At 73.2% G+C, this 17,576-nt stretch carries 17 protein-coding genes; all 17 read right to left on the bottom strand.

Annotation, left to right across the window (positions count from 1 at the left end; all coding sequences use genetic code 11):
* Nucleotides 1-87: 87 nt before the first annotated feature.
* The 17 genes from cbiE to ACIOFR_RS17185 all read right to left on the bottom strand — a co-directional run bounded on the left by cbiE (nucleotide 88) and on the right by ACIOFR_RS17185 (nucleotide 17,500).
* Nucleotides 88-1,350: a precorrin-6y C5,15-methyltransferase (decarboxylating) subunit CbiE gene (gene cbiE / locus ACIOFR_RS17265; RefSeq protein WP_400997688.1), complete on the bottom strand. Its 1,263-nt coding sequence runs from the start codon at nucleotides 1,348-1,350 to the stop codon at nucleotides 88-90.
* 216 nt (nucleotides 1,351-1,566) lie between these two features.
* Nucleotides 1,567-2,211: a GNAT family N-acetyltransferase gene (locus ACIOFR_RS17260; RefSeq protein ID WP_400997685.1), complete on the bottom strand. Its 645-nt coding sequence runs from the start codon at nucleotides 2,209-2,211 to the stop codon at nucleotides 1,567-1,569.
* A gap of 218 nt (nucleotides 2,212-2,429) precedes the next feature.
* Nucleotides 2,430-3,266 carry a MetQ/NlpA family ABC transporter substrate-binding protein gene (locus tag ACIOFR_RS17255; protein ID WP_400997682.1) on the bottom strand — a complete coding sequence of 279 codons (837 nt, stop codon included), beginning with the start codon at nucleotides 3,264-3,266 and terminating at the stop codon, nucleotides 2,430-2,432.
* Nucleotides 3,267-3,362: 96 nt separating this feature from the next.
* On the bottom strand, nucleotides 3,363-4,097 hold the full coding sequence (locus ACIOFR_RS17250) for a methionine ABC transporter permease (protein WP_400997990.1): 735 nt from the start codon (nucleotides 4,095-4,097) through the stop codon (nucleotides 3,363-3,365).
* Nucleotides 4,098-4,105: 8 nt separating this feature from the next.
* Nucleotides 4,106-5,128, bottom strand: coding sequence for a methionine ABC transporter ATP-binding protein (locus ACIOFR_RS17245; RefSeq protein ID WP_400997679.1), 1,023 nt, complete (start codon nucleotides 5,126-5,128; stop codon nucleotides 4,106-4,108).
* Nucleotides 5,129-5,646: 518 nt separating this feature from the next.
* Nucleotides 5,647-6,141: a GNAT family N-acetyltransferase gene (locus tag ACIOFR_RS17240; RefSeq protein ID WP_400997676.1), complete on the bottom strand. Its 495-nt coding sequence runs from the start codon at nucleotides 6,139-6,141 to the stop codon at nucleotides 5,647-5,649.
* Between the two features lie 271 nt (nucleotides 6,142-6,412).
* Nucleotides 6,413-6,919, bottom strand: a complete 507-nt coding sequence (locus ACIOFR_RS17235) for an RNA polymerase sigma factor (protein WP_400997673.1) — start codon at nucleotides 6,917-6,919, stop codon at nucleotides 6,413-6,415.
* Nucleotides 6,920-7,142: 223 nt separating this feature from the next.
* Nucleotides 7,143-8,567, bottom strand: coding sequence for an argininosuccinate lyase (gene argH, locus ACIOFR_RS17230; protein WP_400997670.1), 1,425 nt, complete (start codon nucleotides 8,565-8,567; stop codon nucleotides 7,143-7,145).
* 72 nt (nucleotides 8,568-8,639) lie between these two features.
* Nucleotides 8,640-9,833 carry an argininosuccinate synthase gene (locus ACIOFR_RS17225; RefSeq protein ID WP_400997667.1) on the bottom strand — a complete coding sequence of 398 codons (1,194 nt, stop codon included), beginning with the start codon at nucleotides 9,831-9,833 and terminating at the stop codon, nucleotides 8,640-8,642.
* A gap of 157 nt (nucleotides 9,834-9,990) precedes the next feature.
* Entirely contained in the window at nucleotides 9,991-10,539 is a 549-nt protein-coding gene (locus tag ACIOFR_RS17220; protein ID WP_400997664.1) for an arginine repressor, read from the bottom strand.
* Between the two features lie 23 nt (nucleotides 10,540-10,562).
* Nucleotides 10,563-11,768 (bottom strand): acetylornithine transaminase, encoded by a 1,206-nt coding sequence (locus ACIOFR_RS17215; RefSeq protein WP_400997661.1) that lies wholly within the window; start codon nucleotides 11,766-11,768, stop codon nucleotides 10,563-10,565.
* Nucleotides 11,765-12,697: an acetylglutamate kinase gene (gene argB, locus ACIOFR_RS17210; RefSeq protein ID WP_400997658.1), complete on the bottom strand. Its 933-nt coding sequence runs from the start codon at nucleotides 12,695-12,697 to the stop codon at nucleotides 11,765-11,767. Before argB ends, ACIOFR_RS17215 begins: the two co-directional genes overlap by 4 nt.
* Before the next feature lie 13 nt (nucleotides 12,698-12,710).
* Nucleotides 12,711-13,865, bottom strand: a complete 1,155-nt coding sequence (gene argJ / locus ACIOFR_RS17205; RefSeq protein WP_400997987.1) for a bifunctional glutamate N-acetyltransferase/amino-acid acetyltransferase ArgJ — start codon at nucleotides 13,863-13,865, stop codon at nucleotides 12,711-12,713.
* 14 nt (nucleotides 13,866-13,879) lie between these two features.
* Nucleotides 13,880-14,908 (bottom strand): N-acetyl-gamma-glutamyl-phosphate reductase, encoded by a 1,029-nt coding sequence (gene argC / locus ACIOFR_RS17200; RefSeq protein WP_400997655.1) that lies wholly within the window; start codon nucleotides 14,906-14,908, stop codon nucleotides 13,880-13,882.
* Between the two features lie 132 nt (nucleotides 14,909-15,040).
* Nucleotides 15,041-15,967, bottom strand: coding sequence for an ADP-ribosylglycohydrolase family protein (locus ACIOFR_RS17195; RefSeq protein WP_400997984.1), 927 nt, complete (start codon nucleotides 15,965-15,967; stop codon nucleotides 15,041-15,043).
* 12 nt (nucleotides 15,968-15,979) lie between these two features.
* Nucleotides 15,980-17,137 carry a methyltransferase gene (locus tag ACIOFR_RS17190; RefSeq protein ID WP_400997652.1) on the bottom strand — a complete coding sequence of 386 codons (1,158 nt, stop codon included), beginning with the start codon at nucleotides 17,135-17,137 and terminating at the stop codon, nucleotides 15,980-15,982.
* Nucleotides 17,138-17,173: 36 nt separating this feature from the next.
* Entirely contained in the window at nucleotides 17,174-17,500 is a 327-nt protein-coding gene (locus tag ACIOFR_RS17185; protein ID WP_400997649.1) for an antibiotic biosynthesis monooxygenase family protein, read from the bottom strand.
* Nucleotides 17,501-17,576 lie beyond the last annotated feature (76 nt).

Here is a 17,576-nt window from a genome sequence, read left to right as displayed (position 1 = left end):
CACCCTACCGGCCGGGGCCGACGCTCTCCCGGCCCGGCCGCAGGATGCGACGTGGATCACCGTCCGGGGCCGCCCCGCGGGGGCGGCTCATCCGGCTTTGCCCCAGAGCAGCAGGGTGTGGTCCGCCGGACCGAAGGAGGGGCGGTCGTGCTCGGCGCGCGCCGGTGTGAGCGGCGCGGACTGGAGCAGCGCGCCGTCGACCCGGTACCCGGCGGTCTCGGCGATCCTCCGGAGCTCACCGGCCTCGGCCAGGTTGCGGGCCAGCGCGACCAGCCGGTCGGGCCGCCGGGCGACGACCGCCCTGACCAGCTCGGCCCCGCCGGACTCGACCAGGACGGCGTCCGGCTCCGGCAGTCCGCCCAGCGCCTCGGGCCCCTCCCCCGGGACGACCTCCACCTCGACCGCGTGGCGGCGGGCGGCGGCGGCGATCCCGGCGCGGACGGCCGGGTCGGCCTGGACCGCGACGACGGCCGCGCCGAACCGCGCGGCGTCGACGGCGAGTGCCGCGCTGCTGCCGCCGACCGTCCAGACCAGGTCGCCGGGGACGGCCCCGAGCCGGGCCAGTGCCAGCGCACGGACGTGCTCGGGCAGGGCGCGTTCGTCGTCCCGCGCGCCCCCTTCTGCTTCGGGCGACGGCTCGGCGCCCGCGTACGCCGGGGCGGGCAGGGCCCAGCCCCGCTCCGGCGCGGGGAAGGAGACCGGGCGACCGGCCAGCCAGCCGGCCGCCTCGGTGACGTTGCTCGGCACGTGGCCGCCGATCACCAGCACCACGCTGGGATCACGCCAGTCGCGGTCCGGCACCCGGTCGGACGTCAGGACGGTGACGTCCTCCTCCGGGGTGCCGAGCGCCTCGCAGACCACGAAGGTGCGGTGCACCCCGCGGAGCATCAGCGCGAGCTCCGCCGGCCCGGCGTCGGCGGTGGTGAGCACCGCGACCTTGGAGTACGCCCGGCAGACGTTGGCGGCACGCCGCAGCCGCCCGCCGTGCGCCGAGACCACCTGAGCGTCCTCCCAGGCCATCCCGGCCCGGGCGAAGGCGGTGGCCACCGAGGAGACGGCGGGCAGCACTTCGAGCTCCAGCCCGTACTCGGGGCGGCGCAGCGTGCGGACCACCCCGAAGAAGCCGGGGTCGCCCTCCGCCACCACCACGGCGGTGCCGCGGTGCTCGGCGAGGCGGTGCGCGGCGGCGGCGATGCTGCCGAGCGCGATCCGCTCGGCGCCGGCCGGGACCGGCAGGGCGTTGAGTTGGTAGGGCGCCCCCGCCACCAGGGTCGCGCCGGCGAGCGCGGATGCCGCCGCCTCCGTGAGCGGGGTTCCGTCCCACCCGATGACCGTGATCCGGTCAGCCATCTGCGGCTGTTCTCCCTCGCCTGATCCGCCCCGTTGCAGGGGCCGGCTGATGACGGTTCTCGGCGGAGCGACTCGACGCCCGGGAACCGTACGACCGGACCCTCGGGCGGCCGGTCGCGGCACGCCCCAGGAGAGGCTACCGGGTGCGCTCCCCCGCGCGCCGCCGGACCGTCCGGCCGTGCGCCCCGCGCAGTCGCCGGCGGCCGTACCCGCAGGTCAGTCGCTCAGCAGGTGGCGCTGCTCCGCCCAGTCCGGTTCGGGCACGTCCAGGTCCTCCGGGAGCAGGCTCCACAGGATCAGGTCGGTCCGGGACTCGCTGCCGCGGCGGGAGGTGCCCCGGTCGCCCTGGGCGAGGTCGTCCCGGACCGTCCAGGCGCTGCGCAGCACGCCCTCGCTGATGCAGCCAATCTTCTGGGCGACCTGCTGGGCGGCGGTGTTCCCGGCGGCGGTCCGCAGTTCCAGGCGGTGGAAGCCGCGGTCCTCGAACAGCCACTGGGCGACTCCGAGGACGGCCTCGGGGGCGTAACCCTCACCGCGTGCCCAGGGTGCGGTGATGTAGGTGATCCCGGTGGAGCCGAGACGCCAGTCGGTGCCGTCGAGCTCGACCGTGCCCACCACCCGCTGGGTGAGGTGCTCGGTCACGACGAAGGCGATGCCCCGGCCCTCGGACCGGCGGGCCGGTGACAGCTGCCGGATCCACGCCCGGGCGTGCGTCTCGGTGAACGGCTGCGGGACGGCCGTCCAGGCGTTGACCTGGTCGTCGGCCATCATCGACACCAGGCTGGCGGCGTCGGAGTCCGCGGGCGGGCGCAGCAGCAACCGGTCGGTGCTGATGGCTGTCTCGGGGAAGCTCGCTGCCATTGCCGTCTCTCCTCGCCGGTCGTGGACACACGGTACGCCGCGCCCCTCCTCGGGCGTGCCAGGGTACCCGCTGTCCGTCGACGGCCCGTCAGGTACGCCGCCGTTGTGGCGACGGCCCGTCAGATCCGTCCCCGACGGAGCCGCCTCCCCTGCATACTGCACGACCGGACCCCCGCCGGGTGTCGGCGGGGGCCTGGTCGTCAGGGTGCGCGGACGGCTCAGAAGGCCGCGATCACCGAACCCTGGAAGGTGTCGTCGATGTACTTCTTCACCTCGGCGGAGTGCAGCAGCTCGGCGAGCTTCTTGACCCGCGGGTCGGCCTCGTTGCCCTTCTTGACCGCGAGGATGTTGGCGTACGGGTTGCCCTCGGCCTTCTCCAGCAGGATGGCGTCGGTGGCGGGCTTGAGGCCGGAGTCGAGGGCGTAGTTGCCGTTGATGACGGCGGCGTCCAGGTCGTCCAGGGCGCGCGGCAGCTGGGCCGCCTCCAGCTCCTTGAACTTGAGGTTCTTCGGGTTGGTGGCGATGTCCTGGACGGTGGCGGCGGTGCCCGCGCCGGTCTTGAGGGTGATGACGTTGTTGTCGGCGAGCAGCTTGAGCGCCCGGCCCTCGTTGGTGGCGTCGTTCGGGACGCCGACCTGGGCGCCGTCCTTGAGGTCGCCGACGGCCTTGGCCTTCTTGGAGTAGACGCCGAGCGGCTCCAGGTGGACCGGCCCGACCGGGACGATGGTGGTGCCGTTCTTCTGGTTGAAGTCGTCCAGGTAGGGCACGTGCTGGAAGTAGTTGGCGTCCGCGGAGCCGTCCTGGACCGCCGTGTTGGGCGTCACGTAGTCGCTGACCACCTTGATGTCCAGCTTGAGCCCGGCCTTCGCCGCCAGGTTGTCCTTCACGTACTGGAGGATCTGGGCGTGCGGGGTGGGGCTGGCGACGACGGTCAGCGCCTTGTTCGGGTCGGCCGAGGCGCCTGCCGGCGAGGAGCCGGAGCTGCTGCAGGCGGCGAGGGAGAGGGCGAGGCCGGCGGTGGCGACGATGGCGGTGGTCTTCAGGACGTTACGCACGAAAAGTGCCTTTCTGCGGGTTGCGTTCGGCCGTCCGGGCCGTGGGTGACGGACGTGCGGCCTGGTTCTCGCCGGGCCCGGGTCGGGCCGGCGGGGTCAGTGGGAGACGAGCTCGTCGTCGTCGGCGCTGCGGCGGCGTCCGCCGAAGAGCAGGCCGAGCGGGCTGGGGTACGAGCCGCGGTGGGAGAGGTGGCGGGCGATCCGGTCACCGATCAGCTGGAGCACCGTCACGATGACGACCAGTTCGGCGACGATCACCCACATGAAGGTGGTCTGGAAGCGCAGGTAGCCGTAGCGGTAGGCCAGGTCTCCGAGGCCGCCGCCGCCGACCACGCCCGCCATCGCGGAGTAGCCGATCAGGGCGATCACCGTGGTGACGGCCGAGGCGACCAGCGCGGGCAGCGCCTCCGGGAGGAGCACCTTGCGGACGGTCGTCCAGGTCGAGCCGCCCATCGACTGGACGGCCTCGACCAGGCCGGGGTCGACCTCGCGGACGGAGGTCTCGACCAGCCGGGCGAAGAACGGAATGGCCCCCACCGTGAGCGGCACCGTCGCCGCCTGCCACCCGATGCTGGTGCCGGCGATCAGCTTGGTGAAGCTCGCCAGCGCCACGATCAGGATGATGAACGGCAGCGAGCGGCCGATGTTGACCACGGCGCCGACCACCCGGTTCAGCGGGAGGTTCTCCAACTGGCCGCCGCGGTCCGTCAGCACCAGGAGCAGGCCCACCGGCAGACCGAGGATCACGGTGGCGACCGAGGCGACGCCGACCATCTGGAGGGTCTCCCAGGTGGCGGGCCACATCAGGTCCTGCATCTGGTCCCAGGTCAGGGTGTTGCTCATGCCGCCGCTCCGCTCGCCGCGAGGACGTCCACCTGGAGGCCCTGCTCGCGCAGGAAACCGATCGGCACCACGTTGTCCTGGTGTCCGCCGGGCAGTTCGACCCGCATCCGGCCGACCATCCGGCCGGCGATGGTCTCGACCGCGGCACCCAGGATGTTGATGTCGATCTGGTAGGTGCGGGCGAGCTGGGAGATGAACGGCTGGGCCGGGGTGTCGCCCTGGAAGGTGACCTCGACGACCGTGTGACCGGGGTGGCCGGAGCCGAAGTCGCCGAGCGGGAAGAGCTCCCGGGCGAGCTCGGAGCCCTCGGTGGCGAGCAGGTCGTTCAGGGCGCCGGACTCGACCACCCGGCCGCCGCGCATCAGGGCGGCGGAGTCGCAGACGGACTTGATGACGTCCATCTCGTGGGTGATCAGCAGCACGGTCAGGCCGAGTTGCTGGTTGAGGTCGCGCAGCAGGGCGAGGATCGAGCGGGTGGTCTCCGGGTCGAGCGCCGAGGTGGCCTCGTCGGAGAGCAGCACCTTGGGGTCGCCGGCCAGGGCGCGGGCGATGCCGACGCGCTGCTTCTGGCCGCCGGAGAGCTGGCTCGGGTAGCTGCGCGCCTTGTCGGCGAGACCGACCAGGTCCAGCAGTTCGGCCGCGCGGCGGCGGCGCTGGGTGCCGTCCTGGCCGATGATCTCCAGCGGGAGTTCGACGTTCTCCTGCACGGTGCGCGAGGAGAGCAGGTTGAAGTGCTGGAACACCATGCCGATCCGGCGGCGGGCCTCGCGCAGCTCGCGTCCGGCGCGGTGCTCGCTGCCGGAGAGCGCCGTGAGGTCGAGGCCGTCCACGGTGACCGTGCCGGAGCTGGGCCGCTCCAGCATGTTGACGCAGCGGATGAGGGTGGACTTGCCGGCGCCGCTGGTGCCGACGACTCCGTAGACCTCGCCCTGGCGGACGTGCAGGTCGACGCCGTCGAGAGCGGTGACCTCGCGGCCCCGGGAGCTGTAGACCTTTCTCAGGTCCTTGGTGGTGATCACAGCTGCTTCCGTTGTTCGTGGGCGGACGGCCCGGAAGGCGGTACGCCGAAGGCGGTCAGCGGCATGCGGGGCACGCCGGTGCAGGCGAAATGGGGGTCAGCTTCTGCCGTACGGTGGTCGCGGCCGCTGAGCTGCGGCGACGCACGTGGACAGGCTCCGCCCGGCCATCAGGGACCGGTGGGAAAATACGCCGGGAACGGCGCGGACGGGATTACTCGCTTCGGGGCGCGAGTCGGGGGACGGTGGCCCTCAGCAGTGACACATTCGACGGCACACGCATCGCTCGCCTGCCGGCACGGTGCCGGTGGGGATGCATTTCGTCGTCGCAGTCATGGGTGCAAGTAAATCAGACATATGGGCGCAGTCCCAATGGCCAGGACTTGCTGTCCGGAATACGGACACGACCCTTGTGCGCCAAGGCCGACGGCGCCCGGCCACAGGGGGCGGGCGCCGTCGGCGGGGCGAAACTCGGCGGAACTCGGCAGAGTCCGGCGGAGCTCGGCGGAGCTCAGCGGAGCTCAGGCGGCGAGCGAGGTCGCGACCGGCTTCTCCAGGGTGACGATGCTGAGGCGGCGGGAGACCTCGCGCACCTCGGTCTGCCGGTAGCCCTGGCGGGCGTACAGGCGCAGGTTGGCGAGGCTGCGGTGGCCCGTGAACAGGGCGAACGCACTGACCTCGTGCTCGGCGGTCAGCCGGCGCTCGACGGCGTCCAGCAGGCGGCGGCCCAGACCGTGCCGCTGGATCCGCGGGTGCACCACCAGGCGCCCGATGTGCCCGACGCCCTGCTCGTCCGCCCAGCCGCGCACCGTACCGACGACCTCGTCACCGAGACGCGCCACCAGTACGTGCCGTTCGGCGATCTCCTCGCGGAGGCTGTCCAGGGTCTGCGTCAGCGGGTCGATCGACCAGTCCGAGTACAGCTCCGCCTCGCTCTGGTAGCCGAGGTACTGGAGCTTGAGGATCTGCTCCGCGTCCTGCTCGGTCGCCGCCGAGATGCTCACACTCATGCCCATGTACGGGGCCTCCCCATGGATCGTGTCCGGCGCGACGAGTGAGGGTCTCGCACCGGCCGCCTGCCGAGGTGTGCCCGGACGGGGATCTGCCCGGCCCGGGGGAAAGCGCGCGGACGCCCCTCCGGACGGCACGACCGCCCGCCGGGACCGGACCAGCGCTCACGCTCAGTATCCGGAACCGGGGACGACCGTCAAGAGCGACGTTCGCCACCGCTCTACCCAGCCGTCGACCGCTCTCAACCTTCCGGACGCGCGACGTGGCGAGCGTCACTCACCCTTCACCGGGTCGCCACCCCTCCCGCCACTCCTCCCGCCAGGCCGCGAGCAGCGCCCGCAGGCAGGCCAGGCACCGCGAACGGGTCGGACCCAGCGAACCGCGGGGCACACCGAGGCGGCCGGCCAGCTGCCGGTACGTCAGCTCGGGCGACTCGGCCAGCGCCGCCAGCAGCTCCGGGCAGCGGCCGGGCAGGGCGGCGAGCGCACGCCGCACGGCGCGGTGGAGTTCGGCTCGGGCGAGGTGCAGCGCCGGGTCGGGGTGACGCTGCGTCACCTTCGGGACGGGGAGCTCCCGGGCCGCCGCGCGGGCCGCGAGGACCTCGCGGACGGCCAGGCCGCGGAGCCAGGCGACGGGGGCGGCGGGGAGCGGGCCGGGGGCGGCGCGCTCCAGGGCCGTCAGCCAGACCGCCTGCTCCAGATCCTCGGGATCCGTTCCGCTGCCGCGGGCGAGCGGCAGCAGGAAGGACAGCAGGTCGCGGCGCAGGTCGGAGACGGGGATCACACCCGGTATGACCCGGTGGGGGGTGGGTGGGGCACGGGGGGTGGGGGTTGATCACTCGGACGGGGGCGCGGGGGGCCTGCCGGCCGGGAGGGGCGGGACGATCCCGGGCCTCGGAGGGTGCGAGGGGCGGGCGCTGGAGGCCCCGTGGCGGTGGGGCGGTGGCTGGGCGCGCAGTTCCCCGCGCCCCTGAGGGGCGGGCGCGGGGAGGGGGTGGGCTGCGGGGTCAGCGGGTGGTCCAGTCCTGTTGGGTGGCCAGGTCGGCCTTGATCTCGGCCAGTTGGGCGGCGACGGCGGTGGGGGCGGTGCCGCCGCGGCCGTTGCGGGAGGCGATGGCGCCGTGGACGCTGAGGACGGAGCGGACCTCGGGGGTGAGGTGCTCGGAGATCTCGGCGAACTGCTGGTCGGTGAGGTCGGAGAGCTCGATGCCCAGGCCCTCGCAGACCTTGACGCAGGCGCCGGCCACCTCGTGCGCGACCCGGAACGGGACGCCCTGCTTGACCAGCCACTCGGCGATGTCGGTGGCCAGCGAGAAGCCGGCCGGGGCCAGCTCCTCCAGTCGCTCGCGGTGCACGGTGAGGGTGGCCATCATGCCGGTGAAGGCGGGCAGCAGGACCTCAAGGGTGTCGCAGGAGTCGAAGACCGGCTCCTTGTCCTCCTGGAGGTCGCGGTTGTACGCGAGCGGCAGGGCCTTGAGGGTGGCCAGCAGGCCGGTGAGGTTGCCGATCAGGCGGCCGGACTTGCCCCGGGCCAGCTCGGCGATGTCCGGGTTCTTCTTCTGGGGCATGATCGAGGAGCCGGTGGAGAAGGCGTCGTGCAGGGTGATGAAGCCGAACTCCTTGGTGTTCCAGATGATCACCTCTTCGGCGATCCGGGAGAGGTTGATCCCGATCATCGCCGTCACGAAGGCGAACTCGGCGACGAAGTCCCGCGAGGCGGTGCCGTCGATGGAGTTGCCGACCGAGCCGCGCTCGAAGCCCAGGTCGGCGGCGACGGCCTCCGGGTCGAGACCGAGCGAGGAGCCGGCCAGGGCGCCGGAGCCGTACGGGGAGACGGCGGTGCGGGTGTCCCACTGGCGCAGCCGCTCGGCGTCCCGGCCGAGGGCCTGCACGTGCGCAAGGACGTGGTGGGCGAAGAGGACGGGCTGCGCGTGCTGGAGGTGGGTGCGGCCCGGCATCGCGGTGTCCGGGTGGGCCTCGGCGAGGCCGACCAGGGCGTGCTGGAGGTCCAGCACCAGGCCGCCGATGATCTTCGCGTGGTCCCGCAGGTACATCCGGAAGAGGGTGGCGATCTGGTCGTTGCGCGACCGGCCGGCGCGCAGCTTGCCGCCGAGGTCCGGGCCGAGCCGCTCCAGCAGGCCGCGCTCCAGGGCGGTGTGCACGTCCTCGTCGGCGATGGTGCCGGTGAAGGTGCCCGCGTCGACGTCGGCGAGCAGTTGGTCGAGGCCGGCCAGCATGGCGGCCAGTTCCTCGTCGCTCAGCAGGCCGGCCTTGTGCAGCACCTTGGCGTGGGCCTTGGAGCCCGCGATGTCGTACGGCGCGAGGCGCCAGTCGAAGTGCACGGAGGCGGAGAGCCGGGCCAGTGCCTCGGAGGGGCCGTCGGCGAAGCGCGCGCCCCAGAGTCGGACGTCTGCGTTCTGGTCGGACGACATCGCGTGGGCTCCTTGCTGGGTAGGGGGAGGTCCCGGCTGCCGGGGGGAGCAGCCGGGACCGGGAGGGGTTGGTCAGGCGAGGTCGCGGCGGGCCGCGATCTTGGAGGAAAGGCCGAAGATCTCGATGAAGCCCTTGGACATCGACTGGTCGAAGGTGTCGCCGGTGTCGTAGGTGGCCAGGTTGAAGTCGTACAGCGACTGCTCGGACTTGCGGCCGTTGACCACCGCGCGGCCGCCGTGCAGGACGAGCCGGATGTCGCCGGAGACGGACTGGTTGGCCTCGTTGACGAAGCCGTCCAGGGCGCGCTTGAGCGGGGAGAACCACAGGCCGTCGTAGACCAGCTCGGCCCAGCGCTGCTCGACCTGCCGCTTGTAGCGGGCCAGCTCGCGCTCGACGGTGACGTTCTCCAGGGCCTGGTGGGCGGTGATCAGGGCGATCGCGCCGGGGGCCTCGTAGATCTCGCGGGACTTGATGCCGACCAGGCGGTCCTCGACCATGTCGAGGCGGCCGACGCCCTGGGCGCCGGCCCGCTTGTTGAGCTCCTCGATGGCCTGGAGCACGGTGACCTTGCGGCCGTCGATCGCGACCGGGACGCCCGCCTCGAAGGTGATGACCACCTCGTCGGCCTCGCGCGGGGTGGCCGGGTTCTGGGTGTACTCGTAGACGTCCTCGATCGGGGCGTTCCAGATGTCCTCCAGGAAGCCGGTCTCGACGGCCCGCCCGAAGACGTTCTGGTCGATCGAGTACGGCGACTTCTTGGTGGTGGCGATCGGCAGGCCCTTGGCCTCGGCGAAGGCGATCGCCTTGTCGCGGGTCATCGCGTAGTCGCGGACCGGGGCGATGCACTTGAGGCCCGGGGCGAGCGAGTTGATGCCGACCTCGAAGCGGACCTGGTCGTTGCCCTTGCCGGTGCAGCCGTGGGCGACGGTGGTGGCGCCGTGCTTCTGCGCGGCGGCGACCAGGTGCTTGACGATGGTCGGCCGGGACAGCGCCGAGACCAGCGGGTACTGGCCCTGGTAGAGGGCGTTGGCCTTGAGCGCCGGCAGGCAGTACTCGTCGGCGAACTCCTCGCGGGCGTCGGCGACCTCGGCCTCGACGGCGCCGCAGTCCAGCGCGCGCTGGCGGATCTTCTCCAGGTCCTCGCCGCCCTGGCCGACGTCGACCGCGACGGCGATGACCTCGGCGCCGGTCTCCTCGGCGATCCAGCCGATGCAGACGGACGTGTCCAGACCGCCCGAGTAGGCGAGTACGACGCGCTCGGTCACGGCTTTCTCCTTCACAAAGGGTGCGTACAGGGCAGGGGAACGGCGCTGTGCGGGATCCCATGCGGCGTTAGGCATAAGTATGCATCACTGCGTATGAAACGCCAAACCCCGTTTTCCGGTGGGGTGCGTCCCGGCCGGGACGGCCGGCCGGGACGGACTACTGGACCTTGGCCTGGGCCAGCTGCATCAGGTGGTCGGCCAGGGCCTGGCCGCCGGCCGGGTCCCGGCTGATCAGCAGCACGGTGTCGTCACCGGCGATGGTGCCGATGACCTCGTACACCTCGGCGGCGTCGATCGCCGAGGCGAGGAACTGGGCCGCGCCCGGCGGGGTGCGCAGCACCACCAGGTTGCCGGAGGCGGTGGCGGACACCATGAGCTCGCCCGCCAGCCGGGCCATCCGGCCCTCGCTGGCGGACTCGCCCATCGGTGCGCGCGGCGTGCGGTCGCCGCCCTCGGCCGGGACGGCGTAGATGAGCGCGCCGTCCCGGTTGCGGATCTTCACCGCGCCCAGCTCGTCCAGGTCCCTGGAGAGGGTGGCCTGGGTGACCACCAGTCCGTCGTCGGCCAGCAGCTTGGCCAGCTGGCTCTGCGAACGGACGGGCTGACGGGTCAGCAGGTCCACGATCCGCCGGTGACGGGCGGTACGGGTCTGCGGGACCTGCGAGGTCGGCCCGGAGGCGGACTGGTCGGGGTGGGGAGCGGTCATACGATGATTCTCCTGGACTGCGCTCAGCTGTTCGCGTCGGGGGCGGACTCCCGCACCGACCGGAGGATCGCCGGCAGGGCGGCCAGGAAGCCGTCCGCCTCCTGTTCGGTCAGGACCAGGGGCGGCACCAGCCGTACGGCGTCCGGTACCGCCGCGTTGACCAGGAAGCCGGCCTGCTGGGCGGCGGCCTGCACCCGGGCGGCCACCGGCTCGGTCAGCACGATGCCCAGCAGCAGGCCCGCGCCGCGGACGTGGGCGACCAGCGGGTCCCCGATCGCCTCGATGCCGGCCCGCAGCTGCTCGCCGACCTTGCGCACGTGGTCCAGCAGGCCCTCGGACTCGATGGTGTCGAGCACCGCCAGGCCGGCCGCGGCGACCACCGGGTTTCCGCCGAAGGTGGTGCCGTGGTGGCCCGGGTGGAGCAGGTCCGCCGCCGGGCCGAAGGCGACCGCGGCACCGATCGGCAGACCGCCGCCGAGGCCCTTGGCCAGGGTGACGACGTCCGGCTCGACGCCCTCGAAGGCCTGGTGGGCGAACCAGTGGCCGGTGCGGCCGACGCCGGTCTGGATCTCGTCCAGGACCAGCAGGGTGCCGGTGGCCCGGGTGATCTCGCGGGCCGCGCGCAGGTAGCCGTCGGGCAGCGGGACCGCCCCGTTCTCGCCCTGGATCGGCTCCAGGAAGACCGCGGCGGTCTCGGTGGTGACGGCCGCCCGCAGCGCCTCGACGTCGCCGAAGGGCACGTGCAGGACGTCCCCGGGCAGCGGGCGGAACGGGTCCTGCTTGGCCGGCTGGGCGGTCAGCGCGAGCGCGCCCATGGTGCGGCCGTGGAAGGCGCCCTGGACGGAGATCAGCTGGGTCCGCCCGGTCAGCCGGCTGATCTTGAACGCGGCCTCGTTGGCCTCCGCGCCGGAGTTGCAGAAGAACACCCGGCCCTCGCGGCCGAACAGCTGGAGCAGGCGCTCCGCGAGCCGCACGGTCGGCTCGGCGATGAACAGGTTGGACACGTGACCCAGGGTCGAGATCTGGCCGGTGACGGCCTCGACGACGGCCGGGTGGGCGGTGCCGAGCGCGTTCACCGCGATGCCGCCGACCAGGTCCAGGTACTCCTTGCCGTCCGCGTCCCAGAACCGCGAGCCCGCGCCGCGCACCAGCGCCACCCGCGGGGTGCCGTAGTTGTCCATCAGCGCGCCCTGCCAGCGTTCGGTGATCCCGCCGTTGCCGCCGGTCATGCCAGTCCCCCCAGTACGGGCACCTCGTCGTCGGGGACGACCATGGTGCCGATGCCTTCGTCGGTGAAGATCTCCAGGAGCAGGCTGTGCTGCACCCGGCCGTCCAGCACGCGGGCGGTGCCCACGCCGGAGCGGACGGCCCGCAGGCAGCCCTCCATCTTCGGGAGCATGCCGCTGGCCAGGCCGGGCAGCATCTCGTCCAGCTCGGTGACGGAGAGCTTGCTGATCACGTCGTCCGAGTCCGGCCAGTCGCGGTACAGGCCCTCGACGTCGGTGAGGATCACCAGCATCTCGGCGCCGAGCGCCACCGCCAGGGCGGCGGCCGCGGTGTCCGCGTTGATGTTGTAGACGTGCCCGTCGGCGCCGCGGGCGATCGAGGAGATCACCGGGATCCGCCCGTCGCCGATCAGCGCCTTCACGGCGCCCGGCTCGATGTGGACGATGTCGCCGACCAGCCCGATGTCGACCTGCTCGCCCCCGACCACGGCGTACCGCTTGACGGCCGTCATGGTGTGGGCGTCCTCACCGGTCATGCCGACCGCGAACGGGCCGTGCCCGTTCAGCAGCCCGACCAGCTCGCGCTGCACCTGGCCGGCCAGCACCATCCGCACCACGTCCATGGTCTCCGGCGTGGTGACCCGCAGACCCGCGGTGAAGGACGACTCCAGTCCGAGCTTCTCCAGCTGGGCGCTGATCTGCGGGCCGCCGCCGTGGACGACGACCGGGTGCAGGCCGGCGTAGCGCAGGAAGACGACGTCCTGGGCGAAGGCCGCCTTCAGGTCCTCGTCGACCATGGCGTTGCCGCCGAACTTGATCACGATGGTCTTGCCGTGGAAGCGCTCCAGCCAGGGCAGCGCCTCGATCAACGTGCGGGCCTTGGGCAACGCGGTGTTGTTACGGGCCTGTTCGCCCTTGGGTGCGATCTGCACGGTGTCCCCCGGATCAGGTCGAGTAGGCGCTGTTCTCGTGCACGTAGTCGGCGGTCAGGTCGTTGGTCCAGACGCTGACCGCGGCCGGACCGGCCTTGAGGTCCGCGGTGATGACCACCTCGCGGTCCTTCATCGAGACCAGGTCGCGGTCCTCGCCGACGCTACCGTCACGGCACACCCAGACGCCGTTGATCGCGACGTCCAGCCGGTCGGGGTCGAAGGCGGCGGAGGTGGTGCCGATCGCGGCCAGCACCCGCCCCCAGTTCGGGTCCTCGCCGTGGATGGCGCACTTGAGGAGGTTGTTGCGGGCCACCGTGCGGGCGACCTCGACGGCCTCCTCCTCGGTGGCGGCGTTCACGATGTCGATCCGGATGTCCTTGCTGGCCCCCTCGGCGTCGCCGATCAGCTGGCGGGCCAGGTCGGCCGAGACGGCCCGGACGGCCTCGGCGAACTCGACCTCGTCCGGCACGGTGCCGGAGGCGCCGGAGGCGAGCAGCAGCACGGTGTCGTTGGTCGACATGCAGCCGTCGGAGTCGATCCGGTCGAAGGTGGTGCGGGTGCCGGCGCGCAGCGCGGCGTCCAGCGCCGGGGCCTCGACGGCGGCGTCCGTGGTGATCACCACCAGCATGGTGGCCAGGCCCGGGGCGAGCATGCCCGCGCCCTTGGCCATCCCGCCGACCGTCCAGCCCGCCGGGCTGGTGACCTCGGCGGTCTTGTGCACGGTGTCGGTGGTCTTGATGGCGATCGCGGCGGACCGGCCGCCGTCCGCGCTGAGGGCCGCCACGGCCTGCTCGACGCCCGGCAGCAGGATGTCCATCGGCAGCCGCTCGCCGATCAGGCCGGTGGAGCAGACCGCCACCTCGCCCGCGCCGGTGTCCAGCTGCTCGGCCACCTTCTCGGCGGTGGCGTGGGTGTCCTGGAACCCGAGCGGTCCGGTACAGGCGTTGGCGCCACCGGAGTTGAGGACGACGGCGGCGAGCCGGCCGGCCTTCAGCACCTGCTCGGACCAGCGCACCGGCGCGGCCTTGATGCGGTTGGAGGTGAAGACACCGGCCGCGGCGAACGACGGGCCGTCGTTGACGACCAGCGCGAGGTCCGGGGTCCCGGAGGCCTTGATGCCGGCGGTGACCCCGGCGGCGCGGAAGCCCTTCGCTGCCGTCACGCCCACGTTCTGACTGTCGGTCACGGTGCGACTCCGTTCAGCGGAAGGCCCAGCTCCTCGGGGAGGCCGAGGGCGATGTTCATGCTCTGCACCGCGCCGCCGGCGGTGCCCTTCACCAGGTTGTCGATCGCGCTGATCGCGATGATCCGCCCGGCGTGCTCGTCCAGGGCGACCTGGACCAGCGCGGCGTTGGAGCCGTAGACCGAGCTGGTCTGCGGCCACTGCCCCTCGGGCAGCAGGTGGACGAAGGGCTCGCCCGCGAACGCCTCGGCGTACGCGGCGCGCAGCGAGGCGGCGGTGGTGCCGGGACGGGCCTTGGCGCTGCAGGTGGCCAGGATGCCGCGGGGCATCGGGGCGAGCGTCGGGGTGAACGAGACGGTGATCTCCTCCCCCGCGACCGGGCCGAGGTTCTGCGCCATCTCCGGGGTGTGCCGGTGGCCGCCGCCGACGCCGTACGGGCTCATCGAGCCCATCACCTCGCTGCCGAGCAGGTGCGCCTTGGCCGCCTTGCCCGCGCCGGAGGTGCCGGAGGCCGCCACGACGACGGCCTCGGGCTCGGCGAGCCGGGCCGCGTACGCCGGGAAGAGCGCCAGCGAGACGGCCGTCGGGTAGCAGCCCGGGACGGCGATCCGCCGACTGCCCTTGAGCGCGGCCCGGTGGCCGGGCAGCTCGGGCAGGCCGTACGGCCAGGTGCCGGCGTGCGGGGAGCCGTAGAACCGCTCCCAGGTGGCGGCGTCCTTCAGCCGGAAGTCCGCGCCGCAGTCGACGACCAGCACGTCCTCGCCGAGGGCCTCGGCGACGGCGGCGGACTGGCCGTGCGGCAGGCCGAGGAAGACGATGTCGTGCCCGGCGAGCACCTCGGGGGTGGTCGGCTCCAGCACCCGGTCCGCCAGCGGGAGCAGGTGCGGTTGCAGCCCGCCGAATCGCGCCCCGGCGTTGGAGCCTCCGGTCAGCGCCCCGATCTCGATCTCCGGGTGGCCGAGCAGCAGGCGCAGCACCTCGCCACCCGCGTACCCACTCGCGCCGGCGACGGCGACTCGCAATGCCATGGCGTTCCTCTCTCGAACTTGGCATGAATATACGCAGCACGGAACATTCATGCAAGAACCCACATGTAAGGGTACCCTAAGTATGCACCTGGGAGGGGGTTGCCGGGGCCCGCGGCGTCGACCTGGGCCGGCTCAGACCCGCTCCAGGCGGTCGGCCAGCTCCAGCAGCTCGGGCAGGCGCAGCACCCGGCCGCCCGAACCCGGCAGCGGGACGTGCAGCGGCCCGGTCCACCGGGCGGGCACGGCGCCGAGCCCGTACACCGCCCCCGCGAGACCGCCGGTCACGGCGGCCACGGTGTCGGTGTCCCCGCCGAGGTCCACCGCCGCCCGCAGGGCGTCCTCGAAGGAGCCGGTGGTCCGCACGGCCCACACCGCCGAACCGAGGCACGGCCAGACGGCGCCGTTGAACTCGGTCGCCAGGCCCGGGTGCCAGTCGGGCGCCAGCACCACCGCGTACCGGCCGCGGTGCTCGGGATGGACGTCCTCCAGCACGGACGGCAGGGCCGCGAGCGGGTCCGCGCCGTCCAGTGCGACCCGGACCAGCTCGTGGAAGACGGCGGTGCCCTCCCACGCGGCACGGTCACCGTGGGTGAGCGCGGCGATCCGGCGGGCGGCGTCCATGGTCGCCGCCCGGCCGGACCGGGCGAAGCGGACGGCGGAGGTGGTGGCCCGCATCAGCGAGCCGTTGCCGGCGGCCCGGAGGGTGCTCTGGAAGTGGAGGTCCGCGGCGAGGTCCCAGGGCATCCCGCCGGTCAGCACGGACTCGGTCTGGATCCCGATGTCCTTCGGGTCCGCCGCGGCCCACCGCTGGAAGCGGGCGAACACGTCCGGCAGGTCGAGCCCGCCGCGCTCCAGCAGGGACTCCGCCAGGTGGACCGCCATCTGCGTGTCGTCGGTGGCCTCGCCCGGGGCCCAGCCGCCGCCCCCGCACATCTCGCCGCCCGCGGCGGGGAAACGTCCGGAGAACACCCCGGCCGCACCGAACTCGAAGGGCGCACCGAGGGCGTCGCCCACCGCCGATCCCACCACCGCGCCGGCGGCGCGCCCGGGGCGGAGCACCGTGGTCACCGGTCAGGTCCGTACGGCGCGCAGGACGACGAACTTCGGATTGCTCGCGACGACCTCGCAGTTGCCGAAGACGCGCCGCAGCTTCACGTGGTAGCCCAGGTGACGGTTGCCGACCACCCAGAGCTCGCCACCGGGGCGCAGCACGTCGCGGGCGCCGAGGAACATCCGCCGGGCGGTGGAGTCCGTGGTCGCCTGGTGGCTGTGGAAGGGCGGGTTGTTGAGCACCACGTCCACCGAGCCGCGCGCGACGCCCGACAGGCCGTCGCCGACCCGGAACTCCGCCGCCGCGACGGAGTCGGTGTTGGCCCGGAAGGTGGCCTCCGCGGAGGCCACCGCCTGGTGGGACTCGTCGACGAACAGCAGCCGGGCCTCGGGGTTGGCCAGCGCCGCGGCCGTCCCGACCACGCCGTTGCCGCAGCCGAGGTCCACCACGTCCAGCGGGCCGCGGTGCTGCGGGAGGTGCTGGAGGAAGAACCTGGTGCCGATGTCGAGGCGCTCGGCGCAGAAGGTGCCCGCGTGGTTGGTGACGGTCCGTCCGGAGAGCGGGCCGATGCCGGCGGGCAGCGGGTAGCTGTGCGGCCAGGGGTTGGCCGTCGGGGCGGGCTTCGGGTCCGGGGTGCAGTGGATCAGCCGGGCCTTGCGGACCGCCAGGGAGGTGCGGGTCGGCCCGAGGATCCGCTCGAACAGGTTCAGCGTGGAAGTGTGGATCTCGGTGACCATGCCGGTGCCGACCACCACCGTGCCCGGGTGGACGGCCGGAGCCAGGCGGTGCAGCTGGTCCTCCAGCAGGGCCAGGCTCTTGGGCACCCGGACCAGCAGCACGTCGATCCGTCCGGGCACCTCGTCCCGGGTCGACAGCAGCCGGACGGCGTCCGGGTCTGCGCCGCTGCGCCGCAGGTTGGCGCGGGTGGCCTGCTGGCCGAGGTGCGAGTCGCTGATCTGCACCGGCCGGTGGGCGGCCAGCGCGGTGGCCAGCGCGCCCCAGCGGTCGCCGACCACGACGACAGTGCCGGTCAGGTCGGTGGGCGGTCCGTCGTCCGTCCCGGCGAGGTGGCGCAGCAGGTAGTCGTCGGCGGCGTCCCAGGCGCGCAGCTGGTCGCGGGGGTCCTCGGGGAAACGGGTGAGGTCGAGCTCGCCCCAGGGCGTCGTGAAACGGTTCATCGTGCCCTCAGGCTAGCCGAGCCGGGGGCCGGCGGTTCAGGGCCGCGGGACGCCGTGGCCGAGCCCCGGGCCGTCCGGGACGACGCCGAGCCGGGTCTCGGTCCGGTAGTGGTCGCGGGTCCGCCCGGCGAGGTCGCGGTACTCCTCGCCGAACGCCTCCTGGAACGCCCGGTACGCCGCCTCGTCGGCCCAGCGGTCCAGCAGCAGGTAGCGGCCGCCGCCGACCCGTTCGTACAGGTCGGTGCCGAGGTACCCGCGGCCGCGGCGGAACAGCCCGGCCCACGCGCCCGCGGCGCCGTACACCTCCTCGAAGCGGGACCGCTGCTCCTCGGCCACCTCGTACTCGTACACCAGGACGTACACCGCCGCCTCCTCGCGCCGCTCGGCTCCGCCACCGCAACCGCACGGTACGCCGGGCCGGGCCCGATCGCGGTGGGGC

Source organism: Kitasatospora sp. NPDC088346 (assembly GCF_044740765.1).
Taxonomy (GTDB): domain Bacteria; phylum Actinomycetota; class Actinomycetes; order Streptomycetales; family Streptomycetaceae; genus Kitasatospora.
This window is presented reverse-complemented; position numbering and strand designations above follow the sequence as displayed.